Consider the following 17,936-nt stretch of genomic DNA (forward strand, 5'->3'; position numbering starts at 1 on the left):
AGATGCCTCCACCCTATGCAGCCTGAGGCTGGTGCCTAAAGTCCGGCGATGGTCATGCCGTCGATGCGCACGGTCGGCGCATCCATGCCGAAGCGCAGCTCCAGGTCGTCGGCGGCCTCCATGTTCAGGAACATGTCCTTGAGGTTGCCGGCGATGGTGATCTCGTTGACGGGATAAGTAATCTGGCCGTTTTCGATCCAGAAACCGCCGGCACCGCGGCTGTAATCACCGGTGACGCCGTTGACCCCCATGCCCATCAGGTCGGTGACGTAGAAGCCGTCCTTGATCTCCGCCAGCATGTCGGTGCGGCTGCGCTTGCCGGCGGCCATATAGACATTGGCCGGAGCCGGGCCGGGCGGGCCGGAGGTGCCGCGGGCGGCGTGGCCGGTGGTCGTCAGGCCGAGTTGCCGCGCTGACCGCAGGTCGAGCAGCCACGTCGTCAGCACGCCGTCCTCGATCAATGTGCGCCGCGACACTTCGACGCCCTCGGCATCGAAGGGGCGGGATCGCAGGCCGCGCTTCACATGCGGGTCGTCGACGATGGTGATGGAAGGCGCGAAGATCTGCTGCCCCATCCTGTCCTTCAGGAAGCTGGTGCCGCGGGCGATGCTGGGACCGCTGATGGCGCCGGTCAGGTGGCCGAGCAGGCCGCGCGACACCCGCGGATCGAACACCACCGGCACTTTGCAGCTCTTGACCCGGCGCGGGTTCAGGCGGCGGACGGCGCGCTCGCCGGCCTCGCGGCCGATCTCGGCGGGATCGCGCAGGTCGGCGCCATAGACCTTGCTGTCATAATCGTAGTCGCGCTCCATCCCCGTGCCGGTCCCGGCCAGGACGGAGGCCGACAGCGACTGGCGCGACACGCCATAGCAGCCGGCGAAGCCGTTGGACGCAGCGATCGCGATGGTCGAGCGGCTCCAGCCGGCATCGCCGCCTTCGGAGTTGGTGACGCCCTGGACCGCCAGCGCCGCCTCTTCAGCGATTCGCGCACGCTCGATCAGCGTTTCCGACGACGGTTCCTCAGCATCGCAAATGTCAAGGTCGGGCCAGCTGCGGGCCAGCTGCTCGGGATCGGCGATGCCGGCGAAGCCGTCCTCCGGCACCACACGGGCCATGGCAATGGCACGCTCGACCAGTTCGTCCAGCGCCTTGGCACTGCGGTCGGTGGAGGAGACGATGGCCTGTCGCTTGCCGACGAACACCCGCAGGCCGAGATCGCCGGATTCGGACCGCTCCAACTTCTCGGTCTTGCCCAGCCGGTGGGCGAGGGACACGGACGCGCTGTCGAACAGCACGGCATCGGCGGCATCCGCACCGGCGGCGCGCGCCTTGACGATCAGGTCGTCCAGCAGGTTCAGGACCCCGGACGGATCCGTCCGGTGCTGGTCGTTCGGCGAAACGGTCATCAGGCTCTCCGGTTGGTCTTCCTTCTGTCTAGCAAATGGGACGGCGACGCGGAACGGGGAAGAGGAAATCCACCCCACGGATCCGGCCGACGGTCTGCCAGCCGCTCACGAACGGGTCGCGGGAATGTGAACCGCCGGCGGGACGAAGCGGGTGTAGCGTGACGCCATGACACCACGCATGCTCCCGATCCTGGCCGCCGCCCTGCTTGCCCTGCCGGTGATCGGCCGGCCGGCCCGGGCTTCCGAGGCCACCGCTGCCGGCGCTCCGGTGCTGGTCGAACTGTTCACCTCGCAAGGCTGCTCGTCCTGCCCGCCCGCCGACGCCTTCCTGAAGGAGCTGTCCGGCCGCGACGACGTGATCGCCCTGTCCTTCCACGTCGATTACTGGGACCGGCTGGGCTGGCGCGATCCCTACGCCTCGGGCTGGAACACCCGCCGCCAGCGGGACTATCGCGACGCCTTCGCCCTGCCCTACGTCTATACGCCGCAAATGGTGGTCGACGGTCGCGATCAGGCGGTGGGATCGGACCGCTCCGCCGTCACCGCCCTGATCGATCGGCACCGGCGCGACGGAGGAGCCGTACCGTTCACCCTGGAAGCGCGCGGCGACGGATCGGCACGGCTGGTCATCCCGGCGAGACCAGGCCTGTCCGGTCGTCTTACCCTGTTCGGTTATGACCGCGAGCACCGCATCGATATCCGAGCCGGTGAGAACTCCGGCCGCCGGCTTCTCAACACCAACGTCGTGGCCGTGGTCGAGGATTGGGGGCTCTGGTCCGGCGAGGCGGTGGACATCAGCCATCCTCTTCCGGAGCCGCGGGAAGGCCGCGGTTACGCACTGGTACTGAGCGAAGAAGCCGGCGGCCCCTTCCGGACAGGCGTGTTGGGAGCAGCCCGTCTGGGGGCCGCTCCCTGAAAGCCACGCTTTCGACCGACCATGTCAGCCGCGCTGGGCCAGCACCGCGCTACGCGAACCACCACCCAGCGCCGGAACCTTCAGCGCGAAGGCGCCGTCACCCAGCAGCGACTGCACGACCAGCAGGACCGTCCAGAAGGCCGGGAACTCCCAACCGCCACCCTGCGAATTGAACACCCAGCCATTGCCGACATGCTGGAGCGTGGCACCGATCATGATCGGCAGCAGAGCCAGCGCGATCCAGCGGGTATAGACGCCAGCGATCAGCAGCAGCCCGCCGCCGATCTCACCCAGGATCACGAGATAGGCGAAGAAGCCGGGATAGCCGATGCTCTCGAAGTAACCAACGGTGCCGGGAATGGTGAAGGTCAGCACCTTCAGCACAAGGCCATGGGCCAGAAACAGCAGGCCGAGGCCGACGCGCAGCAGGAAGGCGGCATAGGGGGCGGTGCGATTGTCGATCATGGTCAGGATCTCCTTGATCAGGGTGGCCGCCCCAAAGCTCTGGGTGGGCCGCGTTTTGTCTGAAGAGGAGATTACCCGGAGCAACGAGAGAGATAATCAGCGGAGCTAGCGAATGTTTGTTGCGGGGAAAGGGACAATACGGAGGAATGGCCCCCTCTCCGAGGGCGGGAGAGGGGGACCCTTACCAGTTCACCCGCGCTTCCAGGTCGTGCCCTGCGGGCCGTCTTCCAGGACGATGCCCTTGTCGGCCAGTTCCTTGCGGATGCGGTCGGCCTCGGCAAAGTTCTTCGCCGCGCGGGCAGCCTTGCGATCGGCGATCAGCTGTTCGACATCGGCATCGCTCAGCCGCTCGGCACCGCCAGTCGGGGTCCAGCGGAACCACATCTCAGGGTCCTGCTGCAGCAGGCCGAGCTGCTGCCCGGCCGCCAGCAGCGCACCCTTGGCCGCCGCTTTCTCGGCATCGCTCTTGGCCTTGTTCACCGCGGTCGCCAGTTCGTGCAGATGGGCGATGGCCAGCGGGCTGTTCAGGTCGTCCTCCAGCGCCGCCAGCACATCGAACGGCAGTTCCGCCGGCATCGCCGCCGGCTCGCCGCGCAGAGCCTGATACCAGCGGTCCAGCGCGCCCTTGGCCTGTCGGATGCCCTCGCGGGTGAAGTCCAGCGGCTGGCGGTAATGCGCGCTCAGCAGGGTCAGCCGGATCGCCTCGCCCGGGAACTCGTCCAGCAGGTCGTGCACGGTGAAGAAGTTGCCGAGGGATTTCGACATCTTCTCGCCTTCGACCGTCACGAAGCCGTTATGGACCCAGGTCCGGGCCAGCCGGTCGGTGCCGTTGGCGCAGCAGCTCTGCGCAATCTCGTTCTCATGGTGCGGGAAGATCAGGTCCAGCCCGCCACCATGGATGTCGAAGGTGGCGCCGAGATGCTCCTTTGCCATGGCGGAGCATTCAATGTGCCAGCCCGGACGGCCACGGCCCCACGGGCTGTCCCAGCCGGGCTGGTCCGGGCTGCTGGGCTTCCACAGCACGAAATCGGAGGCATCGCGCTTGTAGGGCGCCACCTCGACCCGCGCGCCGGCGATCATGTCCTCCAGCGAGCGGCGGGACAGCTGGCCATAGCTCGGCATCGACGGCACGGAGAACAGCACGTGCCCCTCCGCCGCATAGGCGTTGCCGCGTTCGATCAGCGTGGCGATCAGCGCGATCATCTGGCCGATATGCTGGGTCGCCCGCGGCTCGATGGTGGGACGTAGCGCGTTCAGCGCGTCCATGTCGGCATGGAACAGGTCGGTGGTGCGCGCGGTCAGCGCGTCGATCGGCTCGCCGCTGTCCCGCGCGCGGTCGATGATCTTGTCGTCCACATCGGTGATGTTGCGGACATAGGTCACCGCCGGATAGAGCCGCGACAGCAGCCGGAACAGCAGGTCGAACACCACCACCGGCCGGGCGTTGCCGATATGGGCGGTGTCGTAGACGGTCGGACCACAGACATACATGCCGACATGGTCCGGGCGAAGCGGCTCGAAGCGCTCCTTACGGCGGGTCAGCGTGTTGTAGAGGTCCAACGGCACGGTCCGAACTCCTGGATAAAGAAAGGTTTCAGGCGGTTTCACCGGCGAGTCGCCGCAGGCTGCGCGCCCGTCCGATCAGGGGTAGCAGGTTCTTCAATTCCGGTCCATGGTCGCGCCCGGTCAGCGCCCGGCGCAGAGGAAGGAACAGCTCCTTGCCCTTGCGGCCCGTCGCCCCCTTCACCGCATTGGTCCAGGCGCCCCAGGTGCCGAGGTCCCACGGTTCGTCGGGCAGCAGCGCCGCCGCCTGGGCCAGGAACCCGGCATCTTCCACCACGGGGGGCACCGGCGCATGGGTCACCGCCCACCACTCCCGCGCATCGCTCAGCCGCGCCAGATTGGGCCGAACCGCTTCCCAGAAGACGGCATCGGCGCCGCTCAGGCCCAGCGCCTCCAGCCGCGACGTCACGGCATCGAACGGCGTCAGGTGCAGGATGCGGGCGTTCAGGCGGACCAATTCCTCAGGATCGAACTTCGGCGTACCGCGGGCGACCTTCGACAGGTCAAACTCCGCCACCAGCTCGTCAAGCGTCAGCCGCGCCTCGATCGGGTCGGAGGTGCCGAGCTTCGCCAGCAGGCTGTTGACCGCCATCGGCTCGATACCGTCCTCGTCGCGCAGGCTGCCGACCGACAGGCTGCCCAGCCGCTTCGACAGCCCCTGCCCGCCGGCATCGGTCAGCAGCGGCAGATGGGCGAAGTCCGGCACCACAGCATCCAACGCTTCGAAGATCTGAATCTGCACCGCGGTGTTGGCGACATGGTCCTCGCCGCGGATGATGTGGGTGATGGCGAAGTCAGCGTCGTCGACCACGCTGGTCAGGGTGTAGAGCGGCCGGCCATCCTCTCGGATCAGCACCGGGTCGCTCAGCGCCGTGCCCTCGAAGCGCACCGGTCCGCGGACGAGGTCGATCCATTCCACCGGAGTCGGGTTCAGCTTGAAGCGCCAGTGGGGCTTGCGGCCCTCCCCTTCCAGCCGGGCGCGGTCTTCGTCGGTCAGGCGCAGGGCGGCGCGGTCATAAATCGGCGGACGACCCTGCGACACCAGACTGGCGCGCTTGAGGTTCAGCTCCTCCGGCGTCTCGTAGCAGGGATAAAGGCGCCCGGCGGCCTTCAGCGCGGCAGCCGCCTCGTCATAGCGCGGATAGCGGTCGCTTTCGCGGGCGAAACGATCCCAGGTCAGGCCCAGCCAAGTGAGATCGGTGGCGATGGCGTCGGCAAACTCCTGGGTGGAGCGCTCCTCGTCGGTGTCGTCCAGCCGGAACATGAAGCTTCCGCCGGTCTTGCGCGCGAACAGCCAGTTGACGAGCGCGAGGCGCACATTGCCGACATGGATACGGCCGGTCGGGCTGGGAGCGAAACGGACGGCGGTGGACATGGCAGGACTCGGGTTGCGGACGGGACAGGCGGGCAGTCCTAGCACGGCCGGCGCGCCTTCCGAAAGCGGTCCGCGACCGATGCATCCGGGCAACAGGCCGGGCAACAGGTTGCTCCCTGCGTCCGTTGCCATGGTAGGCGCGGGAAACGGCCTGCGTTAGCTTGGCGGCAAAATCAATCTCGGAGACATCCTATGGCGGACAAGAGCTTGCGCATCGGCGTCGTGCTGTCGGGCTGCGGCGTGTATGACGGTGCGGAAATCCATGAAGCGGTCTGCACCCTGCTGGCCATCGCCAAGGTGGGCGCAGTGGCGGTGTGCTACGCCCCCGACATTCCGCAGGCCCATGTCGTAAACCACCTGAGCGGCCAGGAGACCGGCGAGAGCCGCAACGTTCTGGTCGAGTCGGCGCGCATCGCCCGCGGCAAGATCACCGCGCTCAGTGAATTCTCGGCCGGCGATGTCGATGCGCTGATCTTCCCCGGCGGCTTCGGCGCCGCCAAGAACCTCAGCGACTTCGCCTTCAAAGGGGCCGACTGCTCGGTCAACCCGCAGGTCGTGGCGGCCGTGGCCGCCATGCGTGCGGCCGGCAAGCCGATCGGCGCGCTGTGCATCGCCCCGGCCATACTCGCCAAGATCCTGGGCCAGCAGGGGGTGGAACTGACCATCGGCAACGACCCCGGTACCGCCGCCGCACTGGAGTCGATGGGCGCCGTCCACCGCACCACCACCCACGGCGAAATCATCGTCGACCAGGGGCTGAAGGTCGTCACCTCCCCCTGCTACATGCTGGACGCCACTCTGGCCCAGATCGCCGAAGGAACGGAGAATACGGTCAAGGCTCTGGTCGGCTTGGCGAAGTAACCAAGAGAAACGAACGACGAAGGGGGTAGAGATACCTCCTTTGTCATCTGCAATGTCACAAAGCTGGGCAATAATTCGTTAACCGCCTTCCCACACCCTTTGCCTCGGTTTCTTTTTTCCAGGCGAGGGCTGGCGATGACCTGCATTGTGGGATTGGTGGACGGCGACCGGGTGTGGATGGGCGGCGATAGCGCCGGGGTGAACGGCCTGGACATCACCGTCCGCGCCGACACCAAGGTGTTCCGCAACGGCGACAGCCTGATTGGCTTCACCAGCTCTTTCCGGATGGGCCAGCTGCTGCATTACCGGCTGGAGGTCCCGCCGCGCGACCATGATGCCGACCTGTTCCGCTACATGGTCGTCGACTTTGTCGATGCCGTGCGCAACTGTCTGAAGGACGGCGGCTATGCCCACCGCTCCAACGATGTGGAAACCGGCGGCACCTTCATGGTCGGGCTGGAAGGCCGGCTGTTCACCGTGCAGTCCGACTATCAGGTTGGCGAGGCGGTGCGCGGCTACCACGCCATCGGCTGCGGGTCGGACTATGCGCTGGGTTCGCTCGCCTCCACCATCGGCGAGCCGCCGGAAGAGCGCGTGCTGAAGGCCCTGGAATGCGCCGAGCTGTTCAATGGCGGCGTCCGCGCGCCCTTCACCATTCAGTCCAGCCTGCGCCGACCGCAGCTGGCGCTGACCGAGGCCGCGTAGACCCCGACTTTCCGCCCCTACCATTCGACCAAAGTCGAAAGCAGCGGCCAAGGCCGCACTCTGGTCATCCAAAGCATCGTGGCGTATGAACCCCTGTCCTGCTGCACTGCGGGACAGGGAACAACCACAAAAAACTTTGGGTGATAGAGATGACGGATCAAGCGGTTACCGCCGATACATGTTTCGGTGCCGACGAGAACCCGGCCGGGTTGCTGAGCAACTGGGGAAATTCGCCCCTCTTCGTCTTCCCCGCCATGCTGCTGATCTTCATCATGCCGCTGGCGATCATCTTTCATCCCACCTGGGTGGTTCTGCCGGCCGTGCTGTGGACCTTCGGCATGATCGCTACGATCATCAAGCTGACCCGCGGCTGACGTCTGCGGGACGTCGAAACGGGCGTGAAGGGGGACACCCCCTTCCACCCGTTCGTTTTACCTCAGATCCGTGAAGCCGCCGGCAATCGGAAAGCGCCGCAGTTGCGCCACCGTGCGGCGCGACACCCGCGGACCCGGCGGAGCCCGGCGGCGATCCGCCTCCGCCTGGACCACCAGTCGCCAGACCGTCGCCACCATCCCGGCCGCATGCCCACGCGCCACGAGGTCGGCCGGCGGCAGCCCACCATCGAGCAGGCCGGACAGCAGATCGTCCAGCGCCTCCGCCGATGGCAGACCGGCCGGGGCTTCGGCCTTCATCCGGCGCGCCAGCACCCGTTCCGGCACCACCAGCCCGGCCGGCCCGCGCGATCCCGCCGGCTGGTTGGCATTGCGCCAGCGCGCCAATTCCAGCACCACCGTCTTGGGCACGTCGGCCAGCACGGCATAGGCGCAACCCGTCTCCTCCGGCGCAAGGCCGAGCAGCCGGTCGGTGCGGTCCACGGTCGACAGCAGCAGGGCGCCCATCCGCTCCGCCAGCGCAGCCAGGGTCGCGGCGCGCAGGCGGGCATGCAGACGGTCCGCCGCCACGGCCGGCTCACGGCCGGCGAAAGCAGGGGCCAGCAGCGAGTCGGTGGCCTTCAGCACCGGTGCCAGCGCGACATTGTCCAGGCGGCAGCCCAGCAACTCCACGATCTCCGCCGCATCGTTCAGGCTGTCGGCCAATTCAGCCGTCGGGCCGCCCGGCAGCGGCGCCCGCACCGCCAACACCCGCTCCGGTCCCAGCGCGTCGACGGCGATGGCGGCGACCAGCGCCGAGTCCAGCCCACCGGTCAGCCCGACCACCACCCCCGGTGCGGCGGATTTCGTTACGATATCGTGCAGACCCAGAACCAGCGCACCATAGAGCGCTTCCACCCCCTCGGCCGGAGCAATCGTTTCGGCCTCAAAACTGTCCCAACCGCCGTCCTCGCCGCGCTCCCACCGGGTCAGCAGAAGATGCTCGGCGAACAGCGGTGCCTGGGCGACCAGACGGCCGCCGGGGGCGAGCGCGAAGCTGCCGCCGTCGAACACCCGTTCCTCCTGCCCGCCGACGAGATTCACTGCGGCCAGCGGCAGCCCGCATTCGACCACCCGCGCAACGGCGGCCTGCACCCGCTCGTCGGCACCGCCGGGACCGAAGGGGCCGGCCAGCATCGCGACCAGCATCTCGGCCCCGCTCTCCGCCAGCGTTTCCGCCACCTCGCCGGTCGCCAGATCGCCGCCGACCAGCAGGCCGATCCGCACTCCACGGACATTCATCGGTCCCGGCATCGGACCGCTGTCGAAACGGTCTTCCTCCGGCGCGCCGATCTCACCGAGATCCGTTGCGGCCTGGAAACGAACCGTGGCGATCTTGCCTCCGTCCAGCAACAGGGCGGCGTTGTGGATCCCCAATTCCCCACGCCAGGGCGCCCCGACCAGCAACGCCGGGCCGCCGTCGGCGGTATCCTCCGCCAACGCCTGCACCGTTGCCTGCACCGCGTCCAGGAAGGCCGGAAGTGCGGCCAGATCCAGCAGCGGGGCGCCGGACACGGCAGCCGCCGGGCAGACGACGAGATCGGCGCCGCGAGCCGCGGCCTCCGCCCTTGCGGAACGTAGTCGGCTGGCATTCGCGGCAAGATTGCCCGCGGCGGGGTTGATCTGGGCAAGCGCAATGGACAGGCGGTCGGTCATGGTGGCTGGCTCCCTTCTTCCGGGTCCTTTGGCAACAAGGGTAGCAGCGCCTCGCCCGCGGTGAAAGCCGCGGCTCGTCGCAGCTCATCACGCAGGCGGAACAAGTGCTGGCAAGACGTCGGACGAAGTTCCACAGTCATCAACACTTAGTAAGGTAACGAACTTGTTTCAATCATTCAAAGAAACCCATCAAATTAATAACTGGTAAAGGTTGTCAGCGCCATGCTTCCACTTGCGCAAAAACAACGCGATGCGGGGGCATCCATGTACTACGCGGAGCTCAGCGGCCCGAACGGCAAACCGTCGGTGCTGTCCACGGCTGTGCAGAACGGTTCGTCAAAGACGGCCGGCACAGCGAAGGACGCGCTGACCAAATCGGACGCGAAATCGGTGGACGGTGACAAGAGCAAGGCCCAGTCGCCGGCCTACACCATCAGCCAGTCGATGGAATCGCTGCTGGACAGCATGACCGGCAAGGGTGGCGCCCAGGGTGCCGGCGGCGCCGCAGGCGGCCTGGCGGCCGGCAACAGCGACGTCGACCGCGCCAAACAGGCACAGTCGCTGATGCAGTCGGCGCTGGATCACGGCAAGGATCTGGCCGGCATGTTCGGCAAGGGCATCGACTCCCTGAAGCAGGGACTGGGCGACGTGCTGGGCGCGCTGGGCGTTCCGCAGAACCGCATCGACGATGCCGTGAGCGGCTTCGGCGACGGGCTGAAGTCCAAGCTGGACGGCATGAACCTCAGCGACCTGTCGGTGGACATGCAGGCCACCCAGTCGCAGTGGTCGATCGAGTCGCACGGGATCGACCTGGAAATCCAGGATGGCGATCGCAGCGTCAAGATTTCCTTCGCGAAATCGACCCTGGACTTCCGGCGGGACGATCAACGTCTGCAGGCATCGCTTGGCAAGGGCGGCGACATGGCGCTCAGTGCCACCGGCATGACCACCACCGCCACCGGCAAATCCACCGGTATGATCGTCCGTTCCGAAGGTTTCAGCGAGGATGAGATCAAGGATATCCTCGGCAAGCTGAACGACATGGCCGCCAAAGGTGGCGGCGGCGATGGGATGAAGGGGCTGGCGGTGCTGAAGCCGACCACGTCCAAGGACGGTGTCACCCACCTGACGCTCGACCTGTCCACTCCGATCGCAGGGCTGTCGACCGGGAAGAGTGGAACGGCATCCGCTGCGGCGGCTGACGCCACCACGGCCGCGAAACCGCAGAGCGTCGATCTGACCGCCTGATCCGGTATCGGGCATTCATTGTCACAGCACCGGCCCGGATCCGTCCGGACCGGCGCTTGCCCATGCGGGATGGCTTCTTTACAAGCGGTCGCGGTGGCGGTCCAAGAACCGTGCACCGTCCGTCTCCCCGGAACCATCGCCCGGATGAAAGACATGACCGACCGCGACACGCTGCTGGCCCTGAACCAAGCCTTCTATCGGGCCTTCACCAACCGCGACACCGCCGCGATGGAGGCCCTGTGGGCGGAAACGCTGCCCGTCTCCTGCATCCATCCCGGCTGGACCGCCCTGTTCGGGCGCGACGCCGTGCTGACCAGCTGGCGCGACGTTCTGCGCGCACCCAGCGGCATCACGGTGGCGGCACGGAACGAGCGCGTCACCCTGCACGGCGACACCGCGCTGGTGGTCTGCGAGGAAACGCTGGGCGACGCCGTCCTGGCCGCGACCAACCTGTTCGCCCGCGAAAAGGGCAACTGGCGCCTTGCCCATCATCAGGCGGGTCCGATTGCCCCGGCCCGCGCCGACGTCGAGATTCCGGCCAAGCCACCGCGGCGCCTGCACTGACCGGGCGGGCCGCAAGTCTCATGGCAGGCTCGCCACCTCCGGACGGGCTTCCAGCCGGCGGACGAGATCGATCACCACATGGTCGGCGGTCACCTGATCGGGATCGCTGTTGGTCAGCGCCACCACACCCCAGCGATGCGCCTTCGAAAAGGCGATATAGGCGTTGAAGCCGCCGGTGGAGCCGGAATGCCAATGGATCGGGGTGCCGTCCGTCGCCCAGGCGACGAACCAGCCAAGGGCCATCGCTCCGCTTCCCAGGCTGCCCGGATCGGCCAGCGACCTGCCGTTCACCTGAATCGACTGCGCCAGCGCCAGGGTGGCCGCCACCGGCGGCGCACAGCCATGACCGCCCGTCCCGGCAGACCCGCTCGGACAATTACCGAGATTGGCAGACAGCCAAAGCAGCAGATCGTCGGCCGTTGAATAGAGGCCGAAGGCCGGCAGCATCGCCGGTGCCTCCCAATCCGGTACGGGCCGACCCCGGGCATGGCCGGCAGCTTTGCGCGTCTGCTGCTCCGCGGTCGGATGCAGGGTGGTGTCGCGCAGACCGAAACGGTCTGTCACCACCCGCTTCAGCAGGGTCTCATAAGGTTGGCCGGCCGCCACCGACAGCGCCTCCCCCAACACCGACATGCCGGCGTTGGAATAGCTGAAGCGCACCCCCGGCGGCACCGGCAGCTGGTACACCGACAGCCACAGCGCCAGTTCCCCCCGCGACAGCGGCTTGTAGGGGTTGCGCGGATCCTCCAGCCGGCTCCAGGAGAAGCGGGGGGTTTCCGGCACGTTGGGCAGGCCGGCGGTATGGGTGGCGAGGTCGCGCAGCCGGATCGGCCGCCCCTGATAGTCCGGCACATGGGCGACCGGCAGCGGGCCGACGCGGCGTAGATATCGCTGGAGCGGGTCGGCGGCATCGAGACGGCCCTCCCGCATCAGTTCCGCCATGATGGTGCCGGTGAAGGGCTTAGTCAGGGACGCGATCTGGAACAGGGTGCGCCCGTCGGCCGGACCGCCGTCGGGGCGCCCGGCATCGCCTCGTCCGACCACCAGCGTCCGTCCGTCGCGGATGATGCCGACCACCAGACTACCGGATCCGGCCGGTGGCTGCCGCTCTTCCACCGCGCGGGTCACCACATCCACCAGGGGATCGGAAACCCAGTCCAGGCCGATGGCCCCGGTGGGCCCGAGCGGAACGCTCCACAGCAGCAGACACAAAACGCCCCAGAGCAGCCCGCGCCGCATGCCCACCTCCGCCAGGCCCAATCGCTGGTCCGGAGAGTGGGCGGACGGATGGCAGGCGGACAGGGCCGCGAACGGTGATGCGGCGAAAGACAGGCCGGGAGCCGCCGGGGTACTCCCCAACCGCCCCGCCACCGCCCGACAGGTCAGGCTTGGCAGGCCGACCGCGGCTATCGGGCACGGTTATCCCGTAGCGGCTATTCGGTGGGGATCTCGGCCCTGGGCGGGCGGCGGTCCTTGACGACGGATAGCGGGACGTCGTCCGCCGCGATCTCCAGGATCGGGTGACCGTCCAGCAGCGACGGGCAGCGCTTCACCTGGGTGAAGGCCAGGAAGAAGTCGGCCTTGCGCCAATCCGGCTCGATCCCGTTCACCAGACGCAGCCAGGGCGGCAACTCGAACCGAACCGCCAGCGTGTTGCCGCAGACGGTCAGCGTGTACTGCCGCGGCGGGGCGTGGCCGTCATTCTCGCGCTCGACATACTCGACCAGCTCCTGCAACGCCTCGTGCAGGGAGTTGCCCCAGTAATCCAGTTCGAATTTTCCATCGGCGCCCCGCACGCCGCCGACGAACTGGTTGTAGTAGACGTACTGGTTTGGATGCATGGCGCCCAACTGCCAAGCATACACCACGGCGACCACGGTCATCGCGGCGGCGAAGCCCTGCCCCAATGCCCGGCCGCCACGTTGGCACAGCGTCCATAGACGGTCGGCGGCAATGGCGGCCATCACCACGAAGGGCGGCGCCAGGAACAGGAAATGGCGAATGCCGTTGTAGACCGACGGCCGCATCAGCACGAACAGCAGGATCGGCAGGAAGCCCGCCAGCACCAGCGGCGTGTAGCGGACCACCGTGAAGGCACCGGCCCTCCGCCAGCCGCCGCGCGCCAGCCAGATCGCCGCCATGATCACCGCCGCACCGACGCCGATCACCACCGCCTCCGGCAGCTTCACCGCCAGATAGACCGGCAGATACAAGGCGGGCGGGTCGTTGGAATGGACCAGTTCGCCCATGAACAGCGTCTGGATGTCGATCGGGAAGTGGGAGACGACGCGCAGCGCCTCCAGCGGGTTGCGGAACGGCCGCTGCACCACCCAGGGCCAGAAAACCGCCATGATGGCATAAGCAACCGGGATTGCCGGCCACAGCGACAGGAAGGCGCGCCTTGCATCGGCCAGCGCCCAGCGATGCCCCTCCTGCCGGGTGACCAGCGCGAAATGCAGCGCCATGGCGACCGCCAGATAGAAACCGGCCAGCACGGCGCCGACGCGGATCGCCAGTGTCATGCCCAGCACCAGCCCGAACTTCAGCACCGCGCTACGGCTGGGCCGCGGCATCTGCTTCAGGATGCGGGTGGCGAAATAGAGCGTCCACACCATGCCGGCCGCGAAGGGCACGTCCTTGGTGTTGTTGAACATGGCGCCGTAATAGACGCCGCTCAACGACAGCAGCGCCGCGGCGATGAAGCCGGCGCGCGGACCGGCCAGCAGCCGGGTGTAACGCCAGGTGCCGGCGATACCCAGCACGCCGACCAGCGCGCAGAGCAGGTGCCGCGTCTCATACTCCTCGAAGGGGGAGAAGGGCACGATGACCGCGGTGACGAGGTCGAACAGCCCGCCGTAATAGGCCAGATCCTTGAAATGGAAGGCCGACCGGTCCTGGAAGCCGCTGAGATAGTAGGACAGCAGCTTCTTGCCGTAGATGTGCTGCACCTCCTCGTCCGTGCTGATGCCGTAGCTGAGGAAGGTCAGCGCCGCCAGGATCAGCAGGCCGAGCAGCAGGGCGCGCGACAGCCCGTCCCACAGGGCCGCCTCGCCACGCGGCAGCGCGCGGCCGCTCGCCGTGGCGGTGGACGGTGCGGCGGTGGCGGGACGCGGGTGACGGGCGGAGCCACCGGCGTCGTCCACGTCGCCGGCGTGCAGGCGGGTCTCGATGCTCATCGGCGCAGCTCCTGCCCCGCAGTTCCGCCCCCGATGGCCCCGCCAACCGGATCGAACTCATGCTCGTGCCGGCCGTCCGCCGGGCCGAAGCCGTGGGCGGAGCGCACGATGAACAGCGGCCGCCCCTTCACCTCGGCGAAGACGCGGCCCAGATAGTCGCCGATGATGCCCAGCGTGATCAGCTGGATGCCGCCCAGGAACAGCACGGCGACCAGCAGCGATTCATAGCCCGGCACGTCGATGCCGTGGATCAGCGTGCGGATCAGGCGGATCAGGATATAGACGAAGGCGACGCCCGACACCGCCATGCCGACCAGGCTCCACACCCGCAGCGGGAAGGTGGAGAAGGCGGTCAGCCCGTCGAAGGACAGGCGCAGCAGCTTGACGAAGCCCCATTTGGTGTCTCCGCCGGCACGCTCCCCCTGCTCGTAGGGGATCGCCGCCTGACGGAAGCCGACCCAGGCGAAGATGCCCTTCATGAAGCGCGTGCGCTCCGGCATCCGGTTGATCACCTCGACGACGCGGCGGTCCATCAGGCGGAAATCGCCGACCTCGCGCGGCAGCTTGATCTCCGACAGATGGTCGAAGACCCAGTAGAACAGGCGGGCGAACAGCCGGTGCTTCAGGCTCTGGCCGACGCGGGCATGGCGCACGGCGACGACCACGTCGAACCCCTCGCGCCATTTGGCGATGAAAGCCGGCAGCAGTTCTGGCGGATGCTGCAGATCGGCATCCATCGGTACGATGGCGTCGCCGGTGGTGTGGCTGAGCCCGGCGGACAGCGCCAGTTCCTTGCCGAAATTGCGCGACAGGTCCACCACCTTCACCCGCGGTTCGCGGTCATGGACGTCCAGCAGCCGGTCGACGGTGTCGTCGCGGCTGCCGTCGTTGACGCACACCACCTCCCAATCCATGTCGAGCCCGTCCAGCACCGGCACCAGCCGGGCGAACAGGGCATCGATGTTTGGGCCCTCATTGTAGAAGGGGATGACAACTGACAGGCAGCCGCGCCGTGGGCGGCCGGACCGGTCCACCGGGGCACGATTGGCCGCGGAACGGACGGAAGCGGTGCGGGCATCCGGGGAAGCCGCGGAAAGGGGCGCGTCGGGAATGGGCATGGCCAGCCGTCGGGTCAAAGCGTCAGGGACCGGGAGATGAAGGGATCGGCGACGACCCCGGACGGCCGCTGCGCCCTTCGGCATATATCACGATACGGGGGGATGTACAAAATGCCTCTCCTGTGACCGCCGCGGCACAAAAAATGGCCTGTTCGCCCGTGAAAGCATCCGGACGCCCGCCACCCGCAGTCCAACGAAACAGGCAAACATCCGCCATTGCCGTTTATTCCAGTCATGCGGAACGACTGCGTTCCCCAGCGTCACCCACGGGATCCCTCCGGTTATCGCTGCACATAGCCGGATCATCTCCGACCATACTGGGGCATGTGGCACGCTTCCTGAAAATGGCCGTGTGAACAGGTCGCAACCACTGACCTGTTCAGGTTCCGAGCAGCACCCCTGTGTCGATGGAGGCACCGGCCATGAGCCTTTTCAATCGCTTTTCCGTAGGAACCAAGATCACGGCGGCCAGCGCCGGGATCCTGGTGTTCCTGGTGCTGATCGGCGGCATCGGCGTGGCGGCCCTGTCGGAGGCCGGCGGCGCCGTGGAAACCTACCGTCAGCTCGGCCAGCAGACCAACGAGTTGGGGCGCATCCAGGCGCTGATGCTGGAGATGCGCCAGAAGGCGACCCGTTTCCTGCTGACCGGCGATATGGAGGTCGGCGGCGCCGTCCGCCGCACGGCAGAGGAAGCGGCGCAGACCATCGACAAGGCCCGGACCCTGTTCACCGACCCTGCCCTGCTGCAGACCGCAGACCATATGGCGCAGGAGATCGCCCAATACCGGGAAGCCTTTGCCGCGACGATGGATTTCCAGGCCCAGCGCAGCAAGGCCATCTCCGAACTGGACGAGATCGGACCGCGGCTGGAAAGCGCACTCGACAACATCATGGACAGCGCCAGTTCCGCCGGCGACACCGACGCTGCCTATTTGGCAGGCATGGCGCTGCGCCATATGCTGTCGGCGCGGATTTCGGCGACGCGATACAATATCGATGGCTCCCCGGCACTGGCCAGCCAGACCCGGTCGCAATTCACCGATGCCGCCAGCCGCGGTGGTGCGATGATGGCGAAGCTGACCGACATGGACCGCCGCAAGATGGCGATGTCCTACACCGCGATGCTGCGCGTCTACACCTCCGGCTTCAACGCCGTGGTCAAGGCGACCACCGAACGCGACCGGCTGGTCAACGAGGTGCTGATCCCCGTCGGCGATTCCATATCCAAGGAGGCGGAGCAGCTGACGGTGGCCAGCGTCGACGCCCAGAAGAGCCTGGGCATGGCGACCGGTGCCTTCATCGACAAGGCGCGCGGCGGGATGATGATCGCCTCGCTGATCGCGGTGGTGCTGGGGCTGGCGACGGCGCTGCTGATCGGCCGCGGGCTGTCGCGGCCGGTGGTGGCGATGACCGACCGCATGACCCGGCTGGCCGGCGGCGACCGCAGCGTCGACATCCCCGGCCTGGAGCGCACCGACGAGATCGGTGGCATGGCTAAGGCCCTTCAGGTCTTCAAGAGCAGCCTGATCGAGAGCGACCGGCTGGCCGAGTCCCAGCGCGTCGACCATGAGGCGCAGCGTAGCCGCGGCGAGCGCATCGACCGCCTGACACAGGAGTTCGACCGGCTGGTGCTGTCGGCGCTGGGCCGGGTGTCGGCAGCGGCGACGCAGTTGCAGGCGACCGCCCAGACCATGTCGGCCACCGCGGAACAGACCACCCGGCAGGCCGATGCGGTCGCCAACGCCTCCCATGAGGCGACCGGCAATGTGGAGACAGTGGCCGCCGCGACGGAGGAGTTGACCGCCTCCATCGCCGAAATCGGCCGGCAGGTGGCGGAGAGCACCCGCATCGCCGGACAGGCCGTCGCCACCGCCGAAAAGACCGACGGCACCGTCCGCGGTCTGGTCGACGCCGCCCAGCGCATCGGCGAGGTGGTGCAGCTGATCACCGACATCGCCAGCCAGACCAACCTGCTGGCGCTGAACGCCACCATCGAGGCGGCCCGGGCCGGCGAGGCGGGCAAGGGCTTCGCCGTCGTGGCGTCGGAGGTGAAGAACCTCGCCAGCCAGACCGCCAAGGCGACCGAGGAGATCGGCAGCCAGATCGCCGGCATCCAGGAGATCAGCCGTCAGGCCGCTGGTGCCATCGCCGAGATCGGCCGGGTGATTGCCGAGATCAACCACATCTCCACCACCATCGCCGCCGCGGTGGAGGAGCAGGGGGCCGCCACCAAGGAGATCAGCCGCAACGTCCAGCAGGCGGCACGCGGCACGCAGCAGGTGTCCGGCAACATCGCGGGCGTGTCGGAGGCCGCGGCCTCCACCGGCAATGCCTCGCGCGAGGTGCTGACCGCCGCCGACGGGCTGAACCACGAAGCGACCGACCTGCGCGGCTTCGTGTCGCGCTTCCTGGCCGACATGCGCGCCGCGTAAGAAACGTCGCCGAACTGAAG

At 67.6% G+C, this 17,936-nt stretch carries 15 protein-coding genes; 7 read left to right on the forward strand and 8 right to left on the reverse strand.

Annotated features, from left to right (window positions below):
• Nucleotides 1-35 precede the first annotated feature (35 nt).
• Nucleotides 36-1,406 carry a TldD/PmbA family protein gene (locus J2848_RS26865; protein WP_149229767.1) on the reverse strand — a complete coding sequence of 457 codons (1,371 nt, stop codon included), beginning with the start codon at nucleotides 1,404-1,406 and terminating at the stop codon, nucleotides 36-38.
• 178 nt (nucleotides 1,407-1,584) lie between these two features.
• On the opposite strand from J2848_RS26865, the gene J2848_RS26870 reads away from it, so the two are divergent.
• On the forward strand, nucleotides 1,585-2,322 hold the full coding sequence (locus tag J2848_RS26870) for a DUF1223 domain-containing protein (protein WP_170306941.1): 738 nt from the start codon (nucleotides 1,585-1,587) through the stop codon (nucleotides 2,320-2,322).
• Nucleotides 2,323-2,346: 24 nt separating this feature from the next.
• Here the strand turns inward: J2848_RS26870 and J2848_RS26875 are convergent, their stop codons facing one another.
• The 3 genes from J2848_RS26875 to gltX form a co-directional block, all read right to left on the reverse strand.
• Nucleotides 2,347-2,787, reverse strand: a complete 441-nt coding sequence (locus J2848_RS26875; RefSeq protein ID WP_149229765.1) for a DoxX family protein — start codon at nucleotides 2,785-2,787, stop codon at nucleotides 2,347-2,349.
• 189 nt (nucleotides 2,788-2,976) lie between these two features.
• Nucleotides 2,977-4,353 carry a cysteine--tRNA ligase gene (gene cysS / locus J2848_RS26880; RefSeq protein WP_149229764.1) on the reverse strand — a complete coding sequence of 459 codons (1,377 nt, stop codon included), beginning with the start codon at nucleotides 4,351-4,353 and terminating at the stop codon, nucleotides 2,977-2,979.
• Nucleotides 4,354-4,381: 28 nt separating this feature from the next.
• A complete protein-coding gene (gene gltX / locus J2848_RS26885) occupies nucleotides 4,382-5,725 on the reverse strand; it encodes a glutamate--tRNA ligase (RefSeq protein ID WP_149229763.1) in 1,344 nt (447 codons plus the stop codon).
• Between the two features lie 192 nt (nucleotides 5,726-5,917).
• On the opposite strand from gltX, the gene elbB reads away from it, so the two are divergent.
• The 3 genes from elbB (at nucleotide 5,918) to J2848_RS26900 (ending at nucleotide 7,665) form a co-directional block, all read left to right on the forward strand.
• Nucleotides 5,918-6,586 carry an isoprenoid biosynthesis glyoxalase ElbB gene (gene elbB / locus J2848_RS26890; protein ID WP_149229762.1) on the forward strand — a complete coding sequence of 223 codons (669 nt, stop codon included), beginning with the start codon at nucleotides 5,918-5,920 and terminating at the stop codon, nucleotides 6,584-6,586.
• A 135-nt stretch (nucleotides 6,587-6,721) separates the two neighbouring features.
• Nucleotides 6,722-7,291, forward strand: a complete 570-nt coding sequence (locus J2848_RS26895) for a hypothetical protein (protein WP_149229761.1) — start codon at nucleotides 6,722-6,724, stop codon at nucleotides 7,289-7,291.
• Nucleotides 7,292-7,440: 149 nt separating this feature from the next.
• Nucleotides 7,441-7,665, forward strand: a complete 225-nt coding sequence (locus J2848_RS26900) for a hypothetical protein (protein WP_149229760.1) — start codon at nucleotides 7,441-7,443, stop codon at nucleotides 7,663-7,665.
• A 57-nt stretch (nucleotides 7,666-7,722) separates the two neighbouring features.
• Here J2848_RS26900 and nadE read toward each other — a convergent pair whose 3' ends face one another.
• Nucleotides 7,723-9,378, reverse strand: coding sequence for an NAD(+) synthase (gene nadE / locus J2848_RS26905; RefSeq protein ID WP_149229759.1), 1,656 nt, complete (start codon nucleotides 9,376-9,378; stop codon nucleotides 7,723-7,725).
• Nucleotides 9,379-9,642: 264 nt separating this feature from the next.
• Here nadE and J2848_RS26910 point away from each other — a divergent pair, with 264 nt between their 5' ends.
• Nucleotides 9,643-10,626, forward strand: coding sequence for a hypothetical protein (locus tag J2848_RS26910; protein WP_246193660.1), 984 nt, complete (start codon nucleotides 9,643-9,645; stop codon nucleotides 10,624-10,626).
• Between the two features lie 153 nt (nucleotides 10,627-10,779).
• Nucleotides 10,780-11,190 (forward strand): nuclear transport factor 2 family protein, encoded by a 411-nt coding sequence (locus J2848_RS26915; protein WP_246193659.1) that lies wholly within the window; start codon nucleotides 10,780-10,782, stop codon nucleotides 11,188-11,190.
• 18 nt (nucleotides 11,191-11,208) lie between these two features.
• On the opposite strand, the gene J2848_RS26920 is transcribed toward J2848_RS26915, so the two are convergent.
• From J2848_RS26920 to J2848_RS26930, 3 genes are all read right to left on the reverse strand, one after another.
• Nucleotides 11,209-12,429, reverse strand: a complete 1,221-nt coding sequence (locus tag J2848_RS26920; RefSeq protein ID WP_149229756.1) for a serine hydrolase domain-containing protein — start codon at nucleotides 12,427-12,429, stop codon at nucleotides 11,209-11,211.
• Between the two features lie 194 nt (nucleotides 12,430-12,623).
• Nucleotides 12,624-14,366, reverse strand: coding sequence for an ArnT family glycosyltransferase (locus tag J2848_RS26925; RefSeq protein WP_149229755.1), 1,743 nt, complete (start codon nucleotides 14,364-14,366; stop codon nucleotides 12,624-12,626).
• Nucleotides 14,363-15,484, reverse strand: coding sequence for a glycosyltransferase family 2 protein (locus tag J2848_RS26930; RefSeq protein WP_149229754.1), 1,122 nt, complete (start codon nucleotides 15,482-15,484; stop codon nucleotides 14,363-14,365). Before J2848_RS26930 ends, J2848_RS26925 begins: the two co-directional genes overlap by 4 nt.
• Before the next feature lie 422 nt (nucleotides 15,485-15,906).
• Between J2848_RS26930 and J2848_RS26935 the strand changes: the two genes are divergently transcribed.
• Nucleotides 15,907-17,916, forward strand: a complete 2,010-nt coding sequence (locus tag J2848_RS26935) for a methyl-accepting chemotaxis protein (protein WP_149229753.1) — start codon at nucleotides 15,907-15,909, stop codon at nucleotides 17,914-17,916.
• Nucleotides 17,917-17,936: the final 20 nt, after the last annotated feature.

Origin of the sequence: Azospirillum lipoferum (assembly GCF_024170005.1) — a bacterium.
In the GTDB taxonomy this organism is placed as follows: Bacteria; Pseudomonadota; Alphaproteobacteria; order Azospirillales; family Azospirillaceae; genus Azospirillum; species Azospirillum lipoferum.

Bases quoted from the DNA above. Each gene is read 5' to 3' on its own strand.
- J2848_RS26865 (WP_149229767.1), bottom strand. From the start codon at position 1,406: ATGACCGTTTCGCCGAACGACCAGCACCGGACGGATCCGTCCGGGGTC.
- J2848_RS26870 (WP_170306941.1), top strand. From the start codon at position 1,585: ATGCTCCCGATCCTGGCCGCCGCCCTGCTTGCCCTGCCGGTGATCGGC.
- J2848_RS26875 (WP_149229765.1), bottom strand. From the start codon at position 2,787: ATGATCGACAATCGCACCGCCCCCTATGCCGCCTTCCTGCTGCGCGTC.
- gltX (WP_149229763.1), bottom strand. From the start codon at position 5,725: ATGTCCACCGCCGTCCGTTTCGCTCCCAGCCCGACCGGCCGTATCCAT.
- elbB (WP_149229762.1), top strand. From the start codon at position 5,918: ATGGCGGACAAGAGCTTGCGCATCGGCGTCGTGCTGTCGGGCTGCGGC.
- J2848_RS26895 (WP_149229761.1), top strand. From the start codon at position 6,722: ATGACCTGCATTGTGGGATTGGTGGACGGCGACCGGGTGTGGATGGGC.
- J2848_RS26900 (WP_149229760.1), top strand. From the start codon at position 7,441: ATGACGGATCAAGCGGTTACCGCCGATACATGTTTCGGTGCCGACGAG.
- nadE (WP_149229759.1), bottom strand. From the start codon at position 9,378: ATGACCGACCGCCTGTCCATTGCGCTTGCCCAGATCAACCCCGCCGCG.
- J2848_RS26910 (WP_246193660.1), top strand. From the start codon at position 9,643: ATGTACTACGCGGAGCTCAGCGGCCCGAACGGCAAACCGTCGGTGCTG.
- J2848_RS26915 (WP_246193659.1), top strand. From the start codon at position 10,780: ATGACCGACCGCGACACGCTGCTGGCCCTGAACCAAGCCTTCTATCGG.
- J2848_RS26920 (WP_149229756.1), bottom strand. From the start codon at position 12,429: ATGCGGCGCGGGCTGCTCTGGGGCGTTTTGTGTCTGCTGCTGTGGAGC.
- J2848_RS26925 (WP_149229755.1), bottom strand. From the start codon at position 14,366: ATGAGCATCGAGACCCGCCTGCACGCCGGCGACGTGGACGACGCCGGT.
- J2848_RS26930 (WP_149229754.1), bottom strand. From the start codon at position 15,484: ATGCCCATTCCCGACGCGCCCCTTTCCGCGGCTTCCCCGGATGCCCGC.
- J2848_RS26935 (WP_149229753.1), top strand. From the start codon at position 15,907: ATGAGCCTTTTCAATCGCTTTTCCGTAGGAACCAAGATCACGGCGGCC.